This is a genomic window from Aurantivibrio plasticivorans (assembly GCF_055392955.1).
Map to the genome: position 1 here is coordinate 1,373,452 of NZ_AP036020.1, position 15,915 is coordinate 1,389,366.

Sequence of the window (15,915 nt, forward strand, 5' to 3'; positions counted from 1 at the left end):
TTAGCGTGTGAACAAGCCAGCTTATTAGCTGGCTTGTTTGTTTCTGGGTCTAGTGCTTCTACTGTGTGGTTCAACGGGGTAATCTCCAACGCGTATCGCACTGGCTTGTTGGGTAGTAGGTTTACAGTCTTGCTGCTTATCGCGCAATTGAGACCTGACAACATATATTCATCATGCTGGTGATCTCGAGGTGAGTTGAAATGAGAGTAAGTGGAATTTAGTATCTGCCTAAAGGGTTATTCCCATGTTAGCAACCTCTTAACCGAGAAAATATCATGTTTGACTTTGAAGACACCCCAGATTTGGACGAGGCCTTTGAATCAGTCTTGGCGAATGCGAGCTTTGCCGAATACTCTCGTGAAAGCTTGGCGTCTTGTGAGACGTTTTGCGAAATGCTTCGCCAAGCGCAACATAATGATATTGTTACTTTGAATAAGGAATTGGCGGAAATAGCATTAGAAACCGACGACCACAATGAAGCTAGTGGGTTTTTGATGACAATAGTCAATCTTGGCGGCGGCTTGGAAACGTTCGAATCACCAAATGAAGCTACCATCGACATACCACTCGACAGTGCGGATGAATTTGTGGACTGGGTCGTGAGCATCCCAGCGAACGAGCGAGAGGCAACTTATCAGCGAGTGTTGGATGCTCAGATGAAAAGAGGCTTGCGTCTAAAGGATGACGATTTGGCTACTCAGCTTACGCTACATCAGATAGGTATCATCAGAGATTATGCGCTCAATAGTGTAAAAATGATTAAGGAGTTCGCTAACTTCGCGACAGAGCATTTAGATAACAAATTTCCTATCGAACAACAAATCCCCGATAGATTATGGGAGGCCTTTTCATCGCGGGGTGAAAAGGAAACTACAAAAATCGTCGAAAAATGGCGGGGCAGCAAAGCCAATACCCCCCAAGATTTTTTTATTGCATTGGAGTGGCAGCGACTAGGTTATATTACGATTCATCAAGGTAAGCATTACGCAGAAACCGTGGCAGAGTATATATTGGCCTCTTGCGAGCCAATAGACAGTGAAGCAGAGAGGCATGCTCTAGCCCAACAAGCTGAGCGAGCTATTGAGCGATATCCTCATCTAAAGCACGAGTTCATCGAGGCTTTAGGAAAGAAGGAGGCTTATCGTTGGATTGTAAGTCACGATATGGTTTCGCGTACACGATATATTAAACAACTTGTTGACGCTGATATTCTAGAGTCGCACCAGCTTCTTGATGCACTGGATACCGGAATTTCAAAGAGGTGGAATTCTTCCTTTTTGAAGGAATGTATTGCGTTGCGGAACGAAGTGGCAGAGTGGAATTAGAGCGCGATATCTCGCTAAGACTAACTGGATATATCGGTAGCCTATAGATCATTGACTAAGTCGGTTCGCTAACATTGGGTAAAAACTTAATGTAAAAGACGGCCGCTAGAGATACCAAACCAAGCAGGCCGACCGTGACATGAGAGCCCAGCAAGTCACTAATTAACCCAGTCAAGCCACCTAACAACATGAGTACGCCAATAATTGTATTAGATAAAGCGACGTATGCGGCGCGATTATCGGCGGTTGCCATATCCACAAGATAGACCTTTCTGCCCAGGCGAACACCGCCATGCATAACGTTTAACACCAAAAACATCGACGCTAACCCAATCTCACTAATTGCCCAGCTTATGTCGTTAGAGACTGCGAAAAATGTGAATATACCTAGCAAACCGGCACCTGTTGCCGCGACCATCATCACCCGTTTGCTTGATTGATCTCCCATGTACCCCCACACCGGCGCCGACAAACCGCCTGCGATGCCATTGGCAATTAACAAGGCGCTTAGCCCAAGCAAGCCACTATCCGAATGCGCTTGGGCAATCAGTGCATAAAAGGGCGGGGCGAGCCCAACAGAGAGTAGTAGCCCTCGTGCGATAACAAATGACCTGAAACATATATCCGTTTTAATGGTTTGAAAGTGCTGAACGGCAACCGTAAATGCATTCCCGCCGCCTTCAGTTTCACCTGGCTGCTCCTGAATACTGGCAAAAATAACACTAGCGAGAATCCATAACACGCCGCCTATGGCAAGTAACCCGGCGAAGACGCGTACGCCGTATTCAGAAAAATCAACCTTAACTAACAACAACCCTATGGCTAAAATCACGACTCCTGATAGGCTGGCACTCCAACCCATTAGAGCGCCGCGCCGGCTTTTGGAAATGGTTTTACCCAATACATCTTTGGCTGAAACGGAGCAAATGCCGCGCGATAAGCTAAACAAAACAAGCATAGCAATAATCGCGCTGCCAGCTTCAGCGCCATCGAAACTGAGAACTATATAAGCCATACCGAATAGGCTTAGTGCTGCCAGTGCTGAGCCGACCAGCCACACTGTTTTTCGAATCGACACACGTCGAATCACTGCCGCAACAACCAATTGCGGCAACAACACACCGCCTTCTCGAATGGGAACAAGAAAGCCAGTGAAGATAGCAGGTACATCTAGTAGACCAAACAACCAAGGAATTGTCAGTTTCGCACTCGTAATTTCATCGGCAACTTTGCCAAGCAAATTAGCAGCAAGATAACTGAAAAAGTTGCGTGGTTGATCATTGCACGCCCCATCGGGTATGTCTTTGCAAACACGGGAATCCTCGTCGCCGGTGACATAGTCATAGAGGGTTTCTATAAAGGAGGTGCGGTTTCGGCTAGCCATATGTCGAGTGTTTTTTACTTCTTAGTAACGCTAGGACTGTAAATACGAATAGACCAAACATATGGATCAGGTTTTTGGCAATATTTCACGTGGTTTGCAAATACAAACCTGTTTATCGGCAACGCGTAGCGAAAAATCCACTACCTGAATAGTGAAAGCAATCCTTACTTCAGATGGTTGTCTTCATTGCCTTTAGCACTGACTTTCGCTACAACAATCAAAGCCAGCCCTGCGGATAAAAGAGATGCCCAAATCCCTTGGAAGTGAACATGATCCATAGAGATATCAAGCATAATAAAAACAACCGCGTTTAGAAGAAAAACCAATCCAACGGTGTATAAAGCTTTTAACTTGTTCATTCCTGCGCTCCTTGCTTGTTGCCGTATTATTAGATAAATGACTGTTAAAGATAAAATTGAAATGTAATCGGGTCAATGTTAATGCTAAACGGGAAACTATTTAGTTATGCCGATATATCGTTTATCTCGATGGTTTTCAGTGTGTCCGGAAGGTTGTTAAGACCTTCAAGTAAAAACCTGGGAAGAAGGTTGTAATCACCAATGTTATCTAGCGGAAGCCAACGAAACACAAGCTCCACCGATTCCTCAATACCATTGAAATCCACTTCGGAATCAATCTTAGGCACGTCAGTCAGCGATACTAAGAAGTAATTGGCCAGTTCATGGACTTTGACTGAGTTATATTCAAAAAAGCTTTCAGTATGCCAGAGCTGCCGTACGACCCGACAACTAAGCCCAAGCTCCTCACGAAGTTCCCTAATAACCGTTTCTCTAGACGTTTCAAGAAACTCTACCCGAGCACCCGGCAGCACCCAAAAATCATCACCAACCGCTTGATGCAGTAAAACATACTCATCGTGGATGACCACTGCCGCACTTCTTAAATTAAAGCGGCCTTCATTGGTATCAAAACTTATCATGTGGTTTGTTTAACGTGATCTCCAGAGAGGGTATGGTCGAAACGAATTAAAATATTTGTCGATATACCTTCGGCTGTTATCAGTTTTCAAAGAGATCCCACTCATTGTTGACGTAATCCATAATCTTATCGCATTCAAGCTCGTCCTTAAGGTCTGCAAAGCAATGGCTGTATATGTAGGTAGAGACAAAATGGAAAACGTGATGATTTGCTGACTCCGGGTCATTCTTGATGTCTATTTTTATAGCATCAAACGAATGCTGTATGATTTCACGAATAGTATCTTTGTTGTTAATCCCACGATTTTTAGCCACGTATTTTACGGCATAAATGTATAGATCATTGAGATCTTTGCCATCACGAATGACATCTCGTTCGGCTTTCGCGTAAGCGGCTTTAATTTCCTTCAGCCAATTTCGATTTCTATTAGGTAATTTCATGGTTAAATTGCATCACGCTTCAAACACCAGCACAGCTCTGCTGTGTTGACGTGCTTTGACTTGTTATACGATTACTCGCCAACTACACCGCCAAAAGATGACAGCTTTTCGCGAGCTTCAGCATAATCTGCTTCTGAAAGTGGTTTGCTATCAACCGCCACAGCTACTGGCTTTAGACTGCTTTTCCATTCAGATATGCGAGGATCACTTTTCTCTGCGACCCCAAGGTAAACCCCAGCAAAAGGAGCTATATTCGCCTTAATGTAATATACGACTCACCGGCTTGGAGGTTTGCTTTTACGTGACTCCATGGCTGATTTTTAAGATCAACCATAAAAGTATGCTTACCGGGTTTTACTTGATGCTGAATCATTGTTCCAGGCTTTAGTAAACCAACAAAAATATCACCATCCCACATTTCGAAAGTAACCCCGTCACCGATAAATACAGATGGCCTAATAAAATTTACTAATGCTTTTCCGGGTTCTATAACATCAGTTCTTAAAACTGCTTCCATTTTTGCACTAGCACAACCAAATAGACTTACTGCCAACAACATCGTTACTGCAAACTTCATTTATTGCTCCTCGGTTTTTCACGTTGGTGTGCCCCACATAACGCCGGTAGCAGGCGCGACGCTTTTTAGCGTCGCCTGCCTGCCTTTGTTACGGTTTTTTTCTTACTATGCGATCGTAAGGGATTAAATCTGGGTTCGCAGATTCTAATTTTTTGTACTCGTCTTCGAGCCACCCTTGAAAGTTTTCTAAAGAAAGCAGATGATCTTCGTAATCGCTTACATCTTGAATCGTCTCGCTTTCGAGGAGCCTTTCATTGTATTTAATCGCATCGTTGACAGCAGACACCAATAAGGATAAATGCGGTTTAGATATATCTAACATTTATGCGGTTTCCTTTATGACCAAAATTGCTAGCTGATTAAGCAATCGTTTGAAGTTTTCGAGGGGCATATCGTAAGCAGGTGCAATCGTGTAATGTGTAGCTCCAACCCTGGGGTTGAACCTATCGCGCACGATTGCAAGACCCACTGGGAGTTTTGTACCTTTAGGTATTTTGTAATATTCCCACGATGATCCCTTAAATGTATTGGGCGCATCGAATGTGCTTAAACCGCGTGGACTCGGTTTGCAACTCACCCATTTTACGCCCTGACGATCCTCGATGGTTATATCTGCGGGTCTCAGCTTGCCATTTGACATAATCGTATCCGATTCCACCATACCAAAGAGTGAACCTAAATCACTCTTCTTTTTGGCTCGCCAAAGGTTCACGGGTGCATCTTCAAAGTACCTGTCAATATCTCCCGCTTTAATTAGTACATCCTTAAGAACTTCTAACATAATTTCTCTCCTTAGTTAATTTAATGCGATTACCGTAACGCCTGCATCACAGGAGACAACGGAGCAGAGCCAATTGTGGTAAAGTGCGCGTAGCGCACCACAATTGGCGGCGCGTAGTTGGCTTCCTGTGCATGCAATTGTTAAGCATTCTCCACCAAACCGGCTTCAAACGTTTTTACGCCCTCGGGAATTACTTCCCATGCCGCTTTTGAACCAACATAAATGTGATACCCAATTTCAACTTTGGGATCACTATTTACGCAGCCTAAAGTAACCCCATGAACTGCCCCTTCATAGGTACCGCACAAAGTTGACCCACATTTACTACAAAACCTTAACCCGAAACCAGGCTGTGTTTCATAGCTTGTAAGCAGCTCTTCACCCTTAACCCATTTAAATTCGCCTGGCTCAACAACCGCATACGCTGACGCTTGAGAACTAAAAGCTTTACGGCAACGTGAACAGTGACATGACCGAGCATCTTTTAAAGTGCCATCTATTTCGTACTTTATACTTCCACAAAAACATTCACCCGTTATTGTCACGTTCTCTCCTGATGCTTAACAACAATTTATGTTGCGCGGGTTACGGATATACGAGATATCTACAGCAGTCCCGCGCGTTAATTCTTTAATTTCAACAGCTTACACACTGTTGTGTGTTATTTAAACCCTGTAACGATAAACGATTTATCGTTACAGGGTTTCCAATTTATCTGATTTATAAGCTTTTCTCACTCAAAAAGGCGGTTTGGTCTTGCCTTAACTGCGATTAACGTATTGGTTGGCACCTAACTCGTCTTTGGTGTGCTTCATCGCGTTCAGCGTTTAACAGAGTTAATACGCTGCAACGCTCACCACCTCCCACCCCAAAAAGCGTGGCAGGGAGTGAGGTGGACGTACCGGTGGGGCTTGTCGAAACCCTCGAAACAGGGCAGGTATTTGCTCCTGCAATACCTGCATACATACCGTCCTGGTAATAATGTTTCTCGGGAGCGCGACCGCCAAAGATGGTGGAAGTGCAGATTTCCTCGGGAACAAAAATCTGCCAATGGATGGCTTACTGCGTTTTTGAAATGCCCACCGGTACGCCCAACGGATTAAGAACACCAATCTTTCAGCACCCACTGAGCCCAAACCCAAAAAAACAAGCAAACACAAAAAAGGCCAGCGATTGCTGACCTTCTTCTATAAACCCAAACCTCAAAAAAACTAAAGATCCTTCATCTTCTCTAATTGAGCCGACAGCTTTTCCATCGAATTACGATAGTCCTGTGCCTTAGCCTTCTCCTTCTCCACAACCTCCGCAGGCGCATTATCCACAAACTTACTATTCGATAACTTCCCTTCAATACGGTGCAGCTCCTTCTGAATCTTATCGATTTCCTTTTGCAGGCGCGCACTCTCAGCCGCCACATCGATTAACCCAGCCATGGGCACCAACAGCTCCATCTCACCGACTAGCGCCGTTGCTGCTAATGGCTCTTCACCATCCGCACCCAAGAAATCAATCGACTCCAAATTCGCCAACGTACTCAAAAACTGACGGTTACCATTCACGCGCGCTTGATCGGCTTCACTTGCGCCTTTACACAACACTGTTAGCAACTTGCCAGGCGACAATTGCATTTCACCGCGAATATTACGAATGCCGGTAACAAACTCTTTGACCCATTGGATATCGGCAATGGCTTGTTGATCCACAGCGCTTTCATCACATAACGGGTAAGCGGCTTTCATGACTGTCTCGCCTTCAACACCCGCTACTGGCTTAATGCGTTGCCACAGCTCTTCGGTAATGAATGGCATTAATGGGTGCGCCAAACGCATAATAGTTTCCAGCGTGTTAATCAACGTTTGCTGGGTGCCGCGAATTTGTGCAGGCGTGCTGTCTTCACTGTTCAGTACCGGTTTAGATAATTCCAAATACCAGCTACAGAATTCATTCCAGACAAAATCGTACAGCGCTTGGCTGGCGATATCGAAGCGGTAGGTGTCGATACCTTCGCGCACGGCTTTTATCGCTTGTTGTAATTCACTATGAATCCAGCGGTCTGCTAATGATAATTCAACAGGGGAATTATCGTTGGCGTCGTAGCCTTCGCAATTGCTTAAAGTGAACAACGATGCATTCCACATCTTGTTACAGAAGTTGCGGAAGCCTTCGATACGGCCGACATCGAAATTAATATCTCGGCTGCGCGACGCTAACGAATAAAATGTATAGCGAAGCGCATCGGTACCGTAGGCGGCGATACCGTCGGCAAATTCTTTGCGGGTTTGCTTTTCGATTTTTTCTTTCATGCGCGGTACTTGCATACCGGCGGTGCGTTTCGATACTAGCGATTCCAAATCGATACCGTCGATCATGTCGATGGGGTCGAGCACGTTACCTTGCGACTTCGACATTTTGCGACCTTGACTGTCGCGAACCATGCCGGTGCAGTAAACCGTGTGGAATGGAATTTCTTTGCGGAAGTGCAGGGTCAGCATAATCATGCGCGCGACCCAGAAGAAAATGATATCGAAACCTGTCACCAATACATCACTGGGGTGGAAGGTTTTCAGTGCGTCGGTTTCTTCTGGCCAGCCCAAGGTACCGAAGGTCCACAAGCCAGAGGAGAACCACGTATCTAAAACGTCTTCGTCTTGATTGAGTTCGACGTCTGCGCCGAGGTTGTGTTTCTCGCGCACGTCTTCTTCACTGCGACCAACATAAATGTTGCCCGCTTTGTCGTACCACGCGGGAATGCGATGGCCCCACCAAAGCTGACGAGAGATACACCAGTCTTGAATGTCGCGCATCCACGAGAAGTACATGTTCTCGTAATTTTTCGGTACGAACTGAATGCGTTCGTCTTCCACCGCTTTAATGGCTTCTTCGGCCAGTGGTTGGGTTTTAACATACCATTGGTGGGTTAGGTAAGGTTCAACCACCACGCCACTGCGATCACCGCGTGGAATTTTTAAGGTGTGGGGTTCGATTTTGTCGAGTAAACCCAGTGCATCCAGATCTTCAACGATTTGCTTACGCGCGGCAAAGCGTTCCATGCCGCGGTATTTTTCTGGTGCATTGTTGTTGATGTTGGCATCGGCATCGAAGATGTTAATCATCGCCAAGTTATGGCGCTGGCCCATCTCGTAATCGTTAAAGTCGTGGGCGGGGGTGATTTTTACGCAGCCGGTACCGAAATCTTTGTCAACATAGTCGTCGGCAATAATGGGAATTTCGCGTTCGGTTAATGGCAATTTAATGAATTTGCCGATCAGTGCCTTGTAGCGCTCGTCTTCGGGGTGAACTGCTACCGCCGTATCGCCGAGCATGGTTTCGGGGCGGGTGGTAGCAACAACCAAGTGACCGCTGCCATCAGCCAGTGGGTAGCGGAAGTGCCACATGTTGCCTTGTTCTTCTTCGGACACTACTTCCAAATCGGATATGGCCGTGTGGAGTTTCGGGTCCCAGTTCACTAGGCGTTCGCCGCGGTAAATCAAGTCGTCTTCGTAGAGGCGAATAAAGACTTCTTGCACTGCTTTGTAGAAGCCGTCGTCCATGGTGAAGCGTTCACGGCTCCAGTCGGTGGACGCACCCAGGCGACGTAATTGGCGAGTGATGTTACCGCCGGATTCTTGTTTCCATTCCCATACTTTTTCGATGAATTTTTCGCGGCCCAAATCGTGGCGGGATACGCCTTGCGCATCGAGTTGGCGTTCGACCACCATTTGCGTGGCGATACCGGCGTGGTCGGTACCCACTTGCCACAAGGTATTTTTTCCCTGCATGCGTTGATAGCGAATCAGAGCATCCATGATCGAGTCTTGGAAGCCGTGCCCCATGTGCAAACTGCCGGTGACATTGGGCGGGGGGATCATGATGCAGTAGGACTCGCCTTCGCCGGAGGGCGCGAAGTAGCCGTTGTCTTCCCAGGTCTGGTACCACTTGGTTTCGATATTTTGGGGCGTGTAGGTTTTATCCATGCGAAAAACTTATCTGGTTGCTATGTATCTGGTTGCTAGGACGGCCGAAACACTGGAATCAGGTCTGGCGTCGCTAATGAATGTGGTGACGTTTGGTCGATCAAAAATAAGCCGCGGATTATACCTTGGCAGAGGCGGGGCTCCTAGTCCGGAGCCCGAATAGGCGGTGCTGGCAGTTTGCTTACTGGTCGTCGGTTTTGTTGCGTTCAGCGGCGATGAGTTCTCGGACCTTGGCTCTCAACGTCTGCTCGAATTTTGGCATCAAGGATTTGATGACTTCGTCAACCAGCTTGTCATCGGCGGCTCCCATAGCCGTTGACGCGGCAGGAGCGCTTGGGTTGCCAGTGCTGTGGTTCGAAGAAGACGGGTTGGACGAGGACGGATTGGAAGAGAGCGCGCCGGAAGAGGGCGCGTTCGCTGCCGTTGAGTGAGTCGATTCAATTTCTTGTTGTAGTGTGCGGTTGGTATGTAGGCGGTCGCGAATGTGTTTGGGCAAGAACGGGTTGTCCGTTTTTACTGGGCGCGCCGACAGTGGTGCGTGAGCTTTGGTAGTCGCACTTGCTTTATTTTCATCGGTCTTGGCTTTGTCTGCCCCAGGTTTAGGCGCATCAAATAAGCTGGGTTGGTGTTCGGCGGGCTTTGCTGAATCCTGGCTTGGCGTTGTTTCTTGAGGGGGCTGGTGAGGAGTAAGCTCGTCAAACTGCGGTAGCAAGTCATTTATCTCATCACTACCTAGTGCTTCGAGGTCGAATACCTCTTCCTCAATGGCGGATTCAGCGATTTGATCGCCGTTGTTGTTTGCTAGCGGCTGATCGATATCATCCGCTTCGAGAATAATGTCGACGTCGCTAACCGTTTCACTCTCTTCGTCGCTAGCGATTTCCGTTGTCTCTGTTTTTGAGGAGGAATTGCTTGATGTTGATGATGATGTCGGTGTCGGTGCCGGAGTCGAAGCGTTCTGCGTTCGGTTTTTTAATGCTCTAGCAACGAGGTCATCATTATCTTCGACGGTTTGCTCCGCCGCGGCTTGGCCGAGTGTGGGGATGTCTTCGCTAAGGTCGTCGAGGTCGAGATCCTGAAACTGGGAGTTGTCGTCGATCAGTGATTCGTCGGTCAGTGGTTCAAGCACAGGGATATCGGTGGCGTCATCTTCTGCATGATCTTCACTTTCGAGCGGTGATAAAACTGGAATGTCGAGATCATCAAAGTCTGAGCTGAGACCTCCAGTCGTGTCTTGTTGCGTGTTGTCTTGTTCAAGGCCGTCACCGCCACGGATATCATCAAGTACTTCACTGAGTGCTTCCGTTAGCATGGGGACGTCATCCTCAGCAACAGAGTAAAAATGGTCAGTCAGAATCGGTGGCTCTGCAAGCTCACCCTCTTTATTGGCTTCTAATAAATGCTTGATGGATTCAAGCTCTCCTAGAATCGCATCCTTGGCCTTTTTTTTATCGTCTGACATCAATGAACCCTAGCTGCTTACGTGATCATAGTGTGTTGAAATGCCTTGCTAATGGGCAATATCGTGGGATTGTATCGAATAGCCAAGTTCTCGGTAAGTTTTGAAGTGTTGTCGCGTTGCGGTTAACACTTCCGGCGCTTTGACGACGACTTCTACCAGCCGTTCAAAAGCAGCCGGTGCCTCTACCGTGCTTGGGCACAAATTAATTAGGACGCCTTGCCCTGCATCCGACCGCGGCGTACTTCCCACGCTGAGATGAATCAGCTCCATTGCATTGGGTGTGCTGTTTGAAGGCGTGTCACAACTGTGCGGGATAAAGGCTTCCGCAGGGTATGCCCACAGCATTTGGTCGAGCTGTTTGACCGAGTCTTGGTCTGGTAGTGCTATTTGCGTAGGCTTGCCCATCTTGAAGAGTTTTTCGGCGAGGCGACAAACAAATTCAAGGCGGGCGCTAAGCTCTTCCCTTGGTAGTACGTAAAAATCAACTTGGGGCACGATACTGACTTTACCTGGCTAGGTTACTTGGCATTGTTAATGAGGTAATTCATTAACAGCGGCACCGGCCGACCGGTTGCACCTTTGGCATTGCCGCTTAGCCACGCGGTACCCGCGATGTCTAAGTGGGCCCAGGGATAACTTTCAGTAAAGTGAGACAGGAAACAGGCCGCCGTTACGCTGCCGCCGCCAGGGCCGCCAATATTGGCAAGGTCAGCAAAATTGCTGGAAAGCTGCTCTTTGTATTCATCCCATAACGGCATGTGCCATGCCCGGTCGCCGGCACTCTCGCCTGCACTCAGGAGCTTTGCCGCGAGTTCATCTCGGTTGCTGTATAAACCGCTGGCATGAGCACCCAGTGCCACGACGCAAGCACCGGTGAGTGTTGCGATATCGATAACCGCAGCAGGTTTGAAGCGTTCAACGTAGGTCAGGGCATCACACAATACTAAACGGCCTTCCGCATCCGTGTTGAGGATTTCAATGGTTTTGCCCGCCATTGACGTAACGATATCGCCAGGCTTAGTCGCTTTACCACTGGGCATATTCTCAGCGGCGGCGATAACGCCAATAACATTGATTTTCGGTTTTAATTCGGTGAGTGCTGTTATCACACCCATCACGCTGGCAGCGCCGCACATGTCGAACTTCATTTCATCCATGCCTGCACCTGGCTTCAGACTTATACCGCCCGTATCAAAGGTAATGCCTTTACCAACGAGGACGGTCGGTGCTTTAGATTTTGCGCCGCCCTGGTAATTCATCACGATAAGTTGCGCGGGTTCTTTACTGCCCGCCGAGACACTTAACAGTGAACCCATACCAAGGTCAGCCATTTGCTTTTCGCTGAGGACATTGACCGAGAGTGACGAAGACTTGCGGGCGAGGGCTTTGGCTTGCTTGGCTAAGTAGGACGGCGTGCAAATATTGCCCGGTAGGTTACCTAACTCTTTCGCTGCGGCGACGCCTTCGGCAGTCGCTGCGGCTTGAGCGACGCTGGCCTTGATCGCGGCGCTGACTTTTCCGTCGCAGACCAAGGTGAATTGTTTAAAGCTCGGGGCTGGCGTCTTTTTGCTTTTCGTTTCTTGATAGCTATAGGTGCTGCCAGCTGCCGCTAAAATGGCCTGCTCAGCAACCCACTCAGGCTCTTTGCCTTCGACTGTGATCTCTGAAAAGTATAAATGCACTGATTTGCTGGCGGTTTTGTTGATACAAGCAAAGAGCGCCTGGAGAGCTTTGCGAAGGTTGCTAATGCTGCTGCCTTTTTGATCGCCAAGCCCCAATAATATGACTCGCTCGGCTTTCATCCCGGCAGGGTGGTGAAGTAGCGTACATTCGGCACTTTTGCCTTTGATATCCCCTGATTTGATCAATTTCTGAACCAAGCCGCCGCTGGCTTTATCGAATTCGCTTGTACTGTTGGCTAGTTTGCCTTTTTCGAAAATGGGCAGCACTACGCAGCTGCTTTTGGCGGTTGTTACTGTAAGGTTGGCGGTAGAACTACTGGCGATCGTGAACTTCATAGGGTTTCCTATCTTAGGTAGCCGGAATGCGATTAAGGTTCGTCGTAACAAACATGGGATTCGTGATGTCCCACAGGTATAATGCGAACGCTTTGATTTTGCGGTGTGTTGTCGGCGTCATAGTGTACGCTATGAACAACGCATGGCAAAAGGGGCAGCGTTGATACTCTTCATTATAACAACTCAGTCGGTTGACGACCGAATTAGGCTCTATTCCCAGTGATTATTCTTCGTTATCTATCGCGAGAAATTTTAACCACCACTGTTGTTATTAGTTGCGCCTGGCTGGTATTTACGCTTGGTCGTCGATTCGCTCAGTATTTGGACGAAGCGTGGCGAGGCGAACTGGCATCAAGCGCGATCTTTACGATTATTGGTTATCGTATCCCTGAATTCTTATCGCTGATTTTACCGGTTGGTTTTTTTCTCGGCATTTTCGTGGCACTCGGACGTTTGTATGTTGATAACGAGATGGCCGTTTTGTCGGGTTGCGGTGTTAGTAAGCGACGAATTCTTGCTTACGTGATGGTGCCAGCGTCTTTGATAGCCATAATCGTTGGGACTATTTCACTCTTTCTTGGGCCTTATTCGCTGCGACAAGTGGAAGCGATTCGTTTACAGCAGGCCAGTCGAAGTGAGCTCGATATTTTATCTCCCAACCGTTTTCAAGCGCTGAGTGGTAATAGCGCAACGGTGTACTTCAAAAGTTTTAACGACGATAAGACACAAATGCAAAAAGTGTTTATCGCAGAAATGACCTCTAGCGATGTTGATGATGGCCAGCCGTTATCGGTGCTCGTTGCAGACACCGCAGAGGAATGGTTTGACCCCGATTCAGGTCGTCGCTATTTGTTGCTAAAAGACGGTTATCAATACATAGGGACACCCGGTAAAGCCAATTATCGGCAGCTAAAATTTGATCGTTATGGATATTATTTGCCGCAGCGCGAAGTTAAAAAGAGTAACCGTATTCGTGTTGAGAATGTCACGGTACGCGAATTGTTAGAAATCAGTCATCCTGCTTTTAAAGCAGAACTACATTGGCGATTGGCTTTACCCATTATGGTGTTAGTGGCGACGCTTATTGCGGTGCCTCTCAGTCATACCAATCCTAGGCAAGGCCGTTTTTCCAAATTAGTGCCTGCCTTTTTTATTTTTATGATTTATCCGGCGTTATTGATTGCCGGTCGGGGTTGGCTAGAGGAAAAAAAGATTCCGGTGTCGTTTGGTTTATGGTGGGTCCACGCTATTTTTATGACAGTTGCTTGCGGCCTTTTGTGGCATAACAATGGACAGCCTCGCAGTAAATTACGAAGCCCGTTAAAGTCAGCCGTGAATAAAGAGAAAGGGGACGCACAGTGATGCTAAGGCGCCTCAACCGTTACCTGGGTCGCACGGTATTATTCGCGACACTGGGAACCCTCTGTATTTTAGTTTTTTTGCATTATCTCTCGATCTTAGTTTCCGAGCTTCGAAACCTTGATGATGCATATACTCTTTCCACTGTATTTGTTCATTCCCTTTGGCTTATACCTGGAGCAATCTATGAAAACCTTACCTTTGCCGCGTTTCTCGGTTGTGTCATCGGTCTGGGGCAACACGCTAATGCAAATGAGCTGGTTATTGTCCGCGCAGCGGGCGTGAGTGGACGGCGGGTAGTTTGGATTGCGATGCGGCCTATTTTGGCTCTGACCTTTCTCGGCGTACTGTGGGGTGAATATGTCACCCCGCTTACTACCCAGTTGGCCGAAGGTGTCAAAGCATCGGCCACAGCGGATAATCGGGCGCTAGACTCTGATGTGGGTGTTTGGTATTTGGATAACAACGCATTCCAGTTTTTTAGTGGGTTAAACCGCAAACTGTACGGTGTCACAACCTATCAGTTTGCAGAGGATCGCAAGCGCTTGTTGTCTAGCAGTTTTGCTAAAGAGGCCACCTACTATGCCGACGGTTGGCGCTTGGAAGAAGGTCGTGATAGTCGATTTGTTTTTCCGGAATCCACATCCCCTGAATTGAACGATGCGTTGCCCTATATTGAACAACAGCCGTTCACTTCGCGTCATTGGGAAACGCAGTTAACGCCGACGCTGCTAAACGATTTAGTGTTGCCGGTTGAAGCGTTATCGATCCGAAGCCTTTATCGGTATGCTCGAGATCGAGATGCGCAGGGATTAGAAAGCAATGAGTTGTGGCTGACTTTTTGGCAAAAAATTTCTCAGCCGTTAGTGGTAGTCGGTTTGGCGCTGGTGGGCATCTCGTTTATTTTTGGTTCGCTGCGTGAATCGACGATGGGGTTCCGTTTAACCATCGCGGTGACAGTTGGGATTGTTTTCACTGTGTTGCAGGACTTCGCTGCCGCATCGAGCCTCGTTTTCGGCTTCTCAGCGCTGATTGCGGTTGCCATTCCTATTATGTTTTCAGCGTCCATTGGTTTGTGGATGTTACGCTCGCGTTAGGTTGACGGTGTTGTCGTTTTTTTTTCCGGTTTCGGTAAACACACAACCGTTGTGTCGCTAAGCAAATCGTGGAGAGCTTTTCTTTCACTATTCAGCCAGCACCACCAGTATCCAATTCCCCCTAGAAGTACGCCAAATGGGCTGATGGCACAGCGTTTGGCGGCTTGAATGGCCCTCACGGGTTGCCCTTCCGGTGTGACTAAACGCAGCCGCCATGCGCGCATGCCCAAGGTTTGTCCACCATGAACCCAAAAGTAGCAATAAAAGCCGGCAATAACGCCAGCCCAACCTAACTGTACCGCAATGGAAAACAGTAACGGTTGTTGCGCTTGCTCGACCGGTACGCCAACGGCTTTACCTATGGCCAGTGCAACGGCGCCATAAATGAGACTAATTCCACCGAGAAGTAATAGATCGTACCCCAGTGCGGCGATTCGTCGAAAGGGGCCTGCGATGCTGACCGGCTGTGGACCCGAAGTAGGGGAGTGGCTGAAGGAGGGGGAGGTATCTGAGTGGTTGCCCATAAAAAATCACGCTGAAAAGGCGTGATTGTACAGAA

At 47.8% G+C, this 15,915-nt stretch carries 16 protein-coding genes; 3 read left to right on the forward strand and 13 right to left on the reverse strand.

From position 1 onward, the window contains the following. The first annotated feature begins 275 nt into the window (after positions 1-275). Positions 276-1,325, forward strand: a complete 1,050-nt coding sequence (locus tag ACZ5NB_RS06140; RefSeq protein ID WP_460232151.1) for a hypothetical protein — start codon at positions 276-278, stop codon at positions 1,323-1,325. Positions 1,326-1,380: 55 nt separating this feature from the next. Here ACZ5NB_RS06140 and ACZ5NB_RS06145 read toward each other — a convergent pair whose 3' ends face one another. The 12 genes from ACZ5NB_RS06145 to ACZ5NB_RS06200 form a co-directional block, all read right to left on the reverse strand. Further along, entirely contained in the window at positions 1,381-2,709 is a 1,329-nt protein-coding gene (locus tag ACZ5NB_RS06145; RefSeq protein WP_460232152.1) for an MFS transporter, read from the reverse strand. Positions 2,710-2,873: 164 nt separating this feature from the next. Then, on the reverse strand, positions 2,874-3,068 hold the full coding sequence (locus tag ACZ5NB_RS06150; RefSeq protein ID WP_460232153.1) for a hypothetical protein: 195 nt from the start codon (positions 3,066-3,068) through the stop codon (positions 2,874-2,876). Between the two features lie 104 nt (positions 3,069-3,172). Further along, the gene (locus ACZ5NB_RS06155) at positions 3,173-3,649 is read right to left on the reverse strand and encodes an NUDIX hydrolase (RefSeq protein WP_460232154.1); all 477 of its coding nucleotides are present in this window, start codon (positions 3,647-3,649) and stop codon (positions 3,173-3,175) included. A gap of 79 nt (positions 3,650-3,728) precedes the next feature. After that, positions 3,729-4,088 carry a hypothetical protein gene (locus ACZ5NB_RS06160; RefSeq protein ID WP_460232155.1) on the reverse strand — a complete coding sequence of 120 codons (360 nt, stop codon included), beginning with the start codon at positions 4,086-4,088 and terminating at the stop codon, positions 3,729-3,731. Positions 4,089-4,335: 247 nt separating this feature from the next. Next, entirely contained in the window at positions 4,336-4,665 is a 330-nt protein-coding gene (locus ACZ5NB_RS06165; protein ID WP_460232156.1) for a hypothetical protein, read from the reverse strand. An 88-nt stretch (positions 4,666-4,753) separates the two neighbouring features. After that, the gene (locus tag ACZ5NB_RS06170) at positions 4,754-4,987 is read right to left on the reverse strand and encodes a hypothetical protein (protein WP_460232157.1); all 234 of its coding nucleotides are present in this window, start codon (positions 4,985-4,987) and stop codon (positions 4,754-4,756) included. After that, a complete protein-coding gene (locus ACZ5NB_RS06175; protein WP_460232158.1) occupies positions 4,988-5,446 on the reverse strand; it encodes a Tse2 family ADP-ribosyltransferase toxin in 459 nt (152 codons plus the stop codon). 140 nt (positions 5,447-5,586) lie between these two features. Then, positions 5,587-5,991 carry a GFA family protein gene (locus ACZ5NB_RS06180; RefSeq protein ID WP_460232159.1) on the reverse strand — a complete coding sequence of 135 codons (405 nt, stop codon included), beginning with the start codon at positions 5,989-5,991 and terminating at the stop codon, positions 5,587-5,589. Between the two features lie 666 nt (positions 5,992-6,657). Beyond that, positions 6,658-9,420, reverse strand: a complete 2,763-nt coding sequence (locus ACZ5NB_RS06185; protein ID WP_460232160.1) for a valine--tRNA ligase — start codon at positions 9,418-9,420, stop codon at positions 6,658-6,660. A 181-nt stretch (positions 9,421-9,601) separates the two neighbouring features. Next, positions 9,602-10,882 (reverse strand): hypothetical protein, encoded by a 1,281-nt coding sequence (locus tag ACZ5NB_RS06190; RefSeq protein ID WP_460236455.1) that lies wholly within the window; start codon positions 10,880-10,882, stop codon positions 9,602-9,604. A gap of 48 nt (positions 10,883-10,930) precedes the next feature. Next, entirely contained in the window at positions 10,931-11,377 is a 447-nt protein-coding gene (locus tag ACZ5NB_RS06195; protein ID WP_460232162.1) for a DNA polymerase III subunit chi, read from the reverse strand. Between the two features lie 23 nt (positions 11,378-11,400). Further along, on the reverse strand, positions 11,401-12,900 hold the full coding sequence (locus ACZ5NB_RS06200) for a leucyl aminopeptidase (RefSeq protein WP_460236456.1): 1,500 nt from the start codon (positions 12,898-12,900) through the stop codon (positions 11,401-11,403). Between the two features lie 219 nt (positions 12,901-13,119). On the opposite strand from ACZ5NB_RS06200, the gene lptF reads away from it, so the two are divergent. Together lptF and lptG are read left to right on the forward strand one after the other, a co-directional pair. Continuing rightward, positions 13,120-14,262: an LPS export ABC transporter permease LptF gene (lptF, locus tag ACZ5NB_RS06205; RefSeq protein WP_460236457.1), complete on the forward strand. Its 1,143-nt coding sequence runs from the start codon at positions 13,120-13,122 to the stop codon at positions 14,260-14,262. Further along, entirely contained in the window at positions 14,262-15,356 is a 1,095-nt protein-coding gene (lptG, locus tag ACZ5NB_RS06210) for an LPS export ABC transporter permease LptG (RefSeq protein ID WP_460237049.1), read from the forward strand. Before lptF ends, lptG begins: the two co-directional genes overlap by 1 nt. Here lptG and ACZ5NB_RS06215 read toward each other — a convergent pair. Continuing rightward, entirely contained in the window at positions 15,353-15,880 is a 528-nt protein-coding gene (locus tag ACZ5NB_RS06215) for an RDD family protein (RefSeq protein ID WP_460236458.1), read from the reverse strand. The two genes, lptG and ACZ5NB_RS06215, sit on opposite strands and share 4 nt — an antisense overlap. Positions 15,881-15,915: the final 35 nt, after the last annotated feature.

What these genes read in the sequence shown, in the direction of transcription:
- ACZ5NB_RS06140 (WP_460232151.1), top strand. Translation starts at nt 276, where the DNA reads ATGTTTGACTTTGAAGACACCCCAGATTTGGACGAGGCCTTTGAATCA.
- ACZ5NB_RS06145 (WP_460232152.1), bottom strand. Translation starts at nt 2,709, where the DNA reads ATGGCTAGCCGAAACCGCACCTCCTTTATAGAAACCCTCTATGACTAT.
- ACZ5NB_RS06150 (WP_460232153.1), bottom strand. Translation starts at nt 3,068, where the DNA reads ATGAACAAGTTAAAAGCTTTATACACCGTTGGATTGGTTTTTCTTCTA.
- ACZ5NB_RS06155 (WP_460232154.1), bottom strand. Translation starts at nt 3,649, where the DNA reads ATGATAAGTTTTGATACCAATGAAGGCCGCTTTAATTTAAGAAGTGCG.
- ACZ5NB_RS06160 (WP_460232155.1), bottom strand. Translation starts at nt 4,088, where the DNA reads ATGAAATTACCTAATAGAAATCGAAATTGGCTGAAGGAAATTAAAGCC.
- ACZ5NB_RS06165 (WP_460232156.1), bottom strand. Translation starts at nt 4,665, where the DNA reads ATGAAGTTTGCAGTAACGATGTTGTTGGCAGTAAGTCTATTTGGTTGT.
- ACZ5NB_RS06170 (WP_460232157.1), bottom strand. Translation starts at nt 4,987, where the DNA reads ATGTTAGATATATCTAAACCGCATTTATCCTTATTGGTGTCTGCTGTC.
- ACZ5NB_RS06175 (WP_460232158.1), bottom strand. Translation starts at nt 5,446, where the DNA reads ATGTTAGAAGTTCTTAAGGATGTACTAATTAAAGCGGGAGATATTGAC.
- ACZ5NB_RS06185 (WP_460232160.1), bottom strand. Translation starts at nt 9,420, where the DNA reads ATGGATAAAACCTACACGCCCCAAAATATCGAAACCAAGTGGTACCAG.
- ACZ5NB_RS06190 (WP_460236455.1), bottom strand. Translation starts at nt 10,882, where the DNA reads ATGTCAGACGATAAAAAAAAGGCCAAGGATGCGATTCTAGGAGAGCTT.
- ACZ5NB_RS06200 (WP_460236456.1), bottom strand. Translation starts at nt 12,900, where the DNA reads ATGAAGTTCACGATCGCCAGTAGTTCTACCGCCAACCTTACAGTAACA.
- lptG (WP_460237049.1), top strand. Translation starts at nt 14,262, where the DNA reads ATGCTAAGGCGCCTCAACCGTTACCTGGGTCGCACGGTATTATTCGCG.
- ACZ5NB_RS06215 (WP_460236458.1), bottom strand. Translation starts at nt 15,880, where the DNA reads ATGGGCAACCACTCAGATACCTCCCCCTCCTTCAGCCACTCCCCTACT.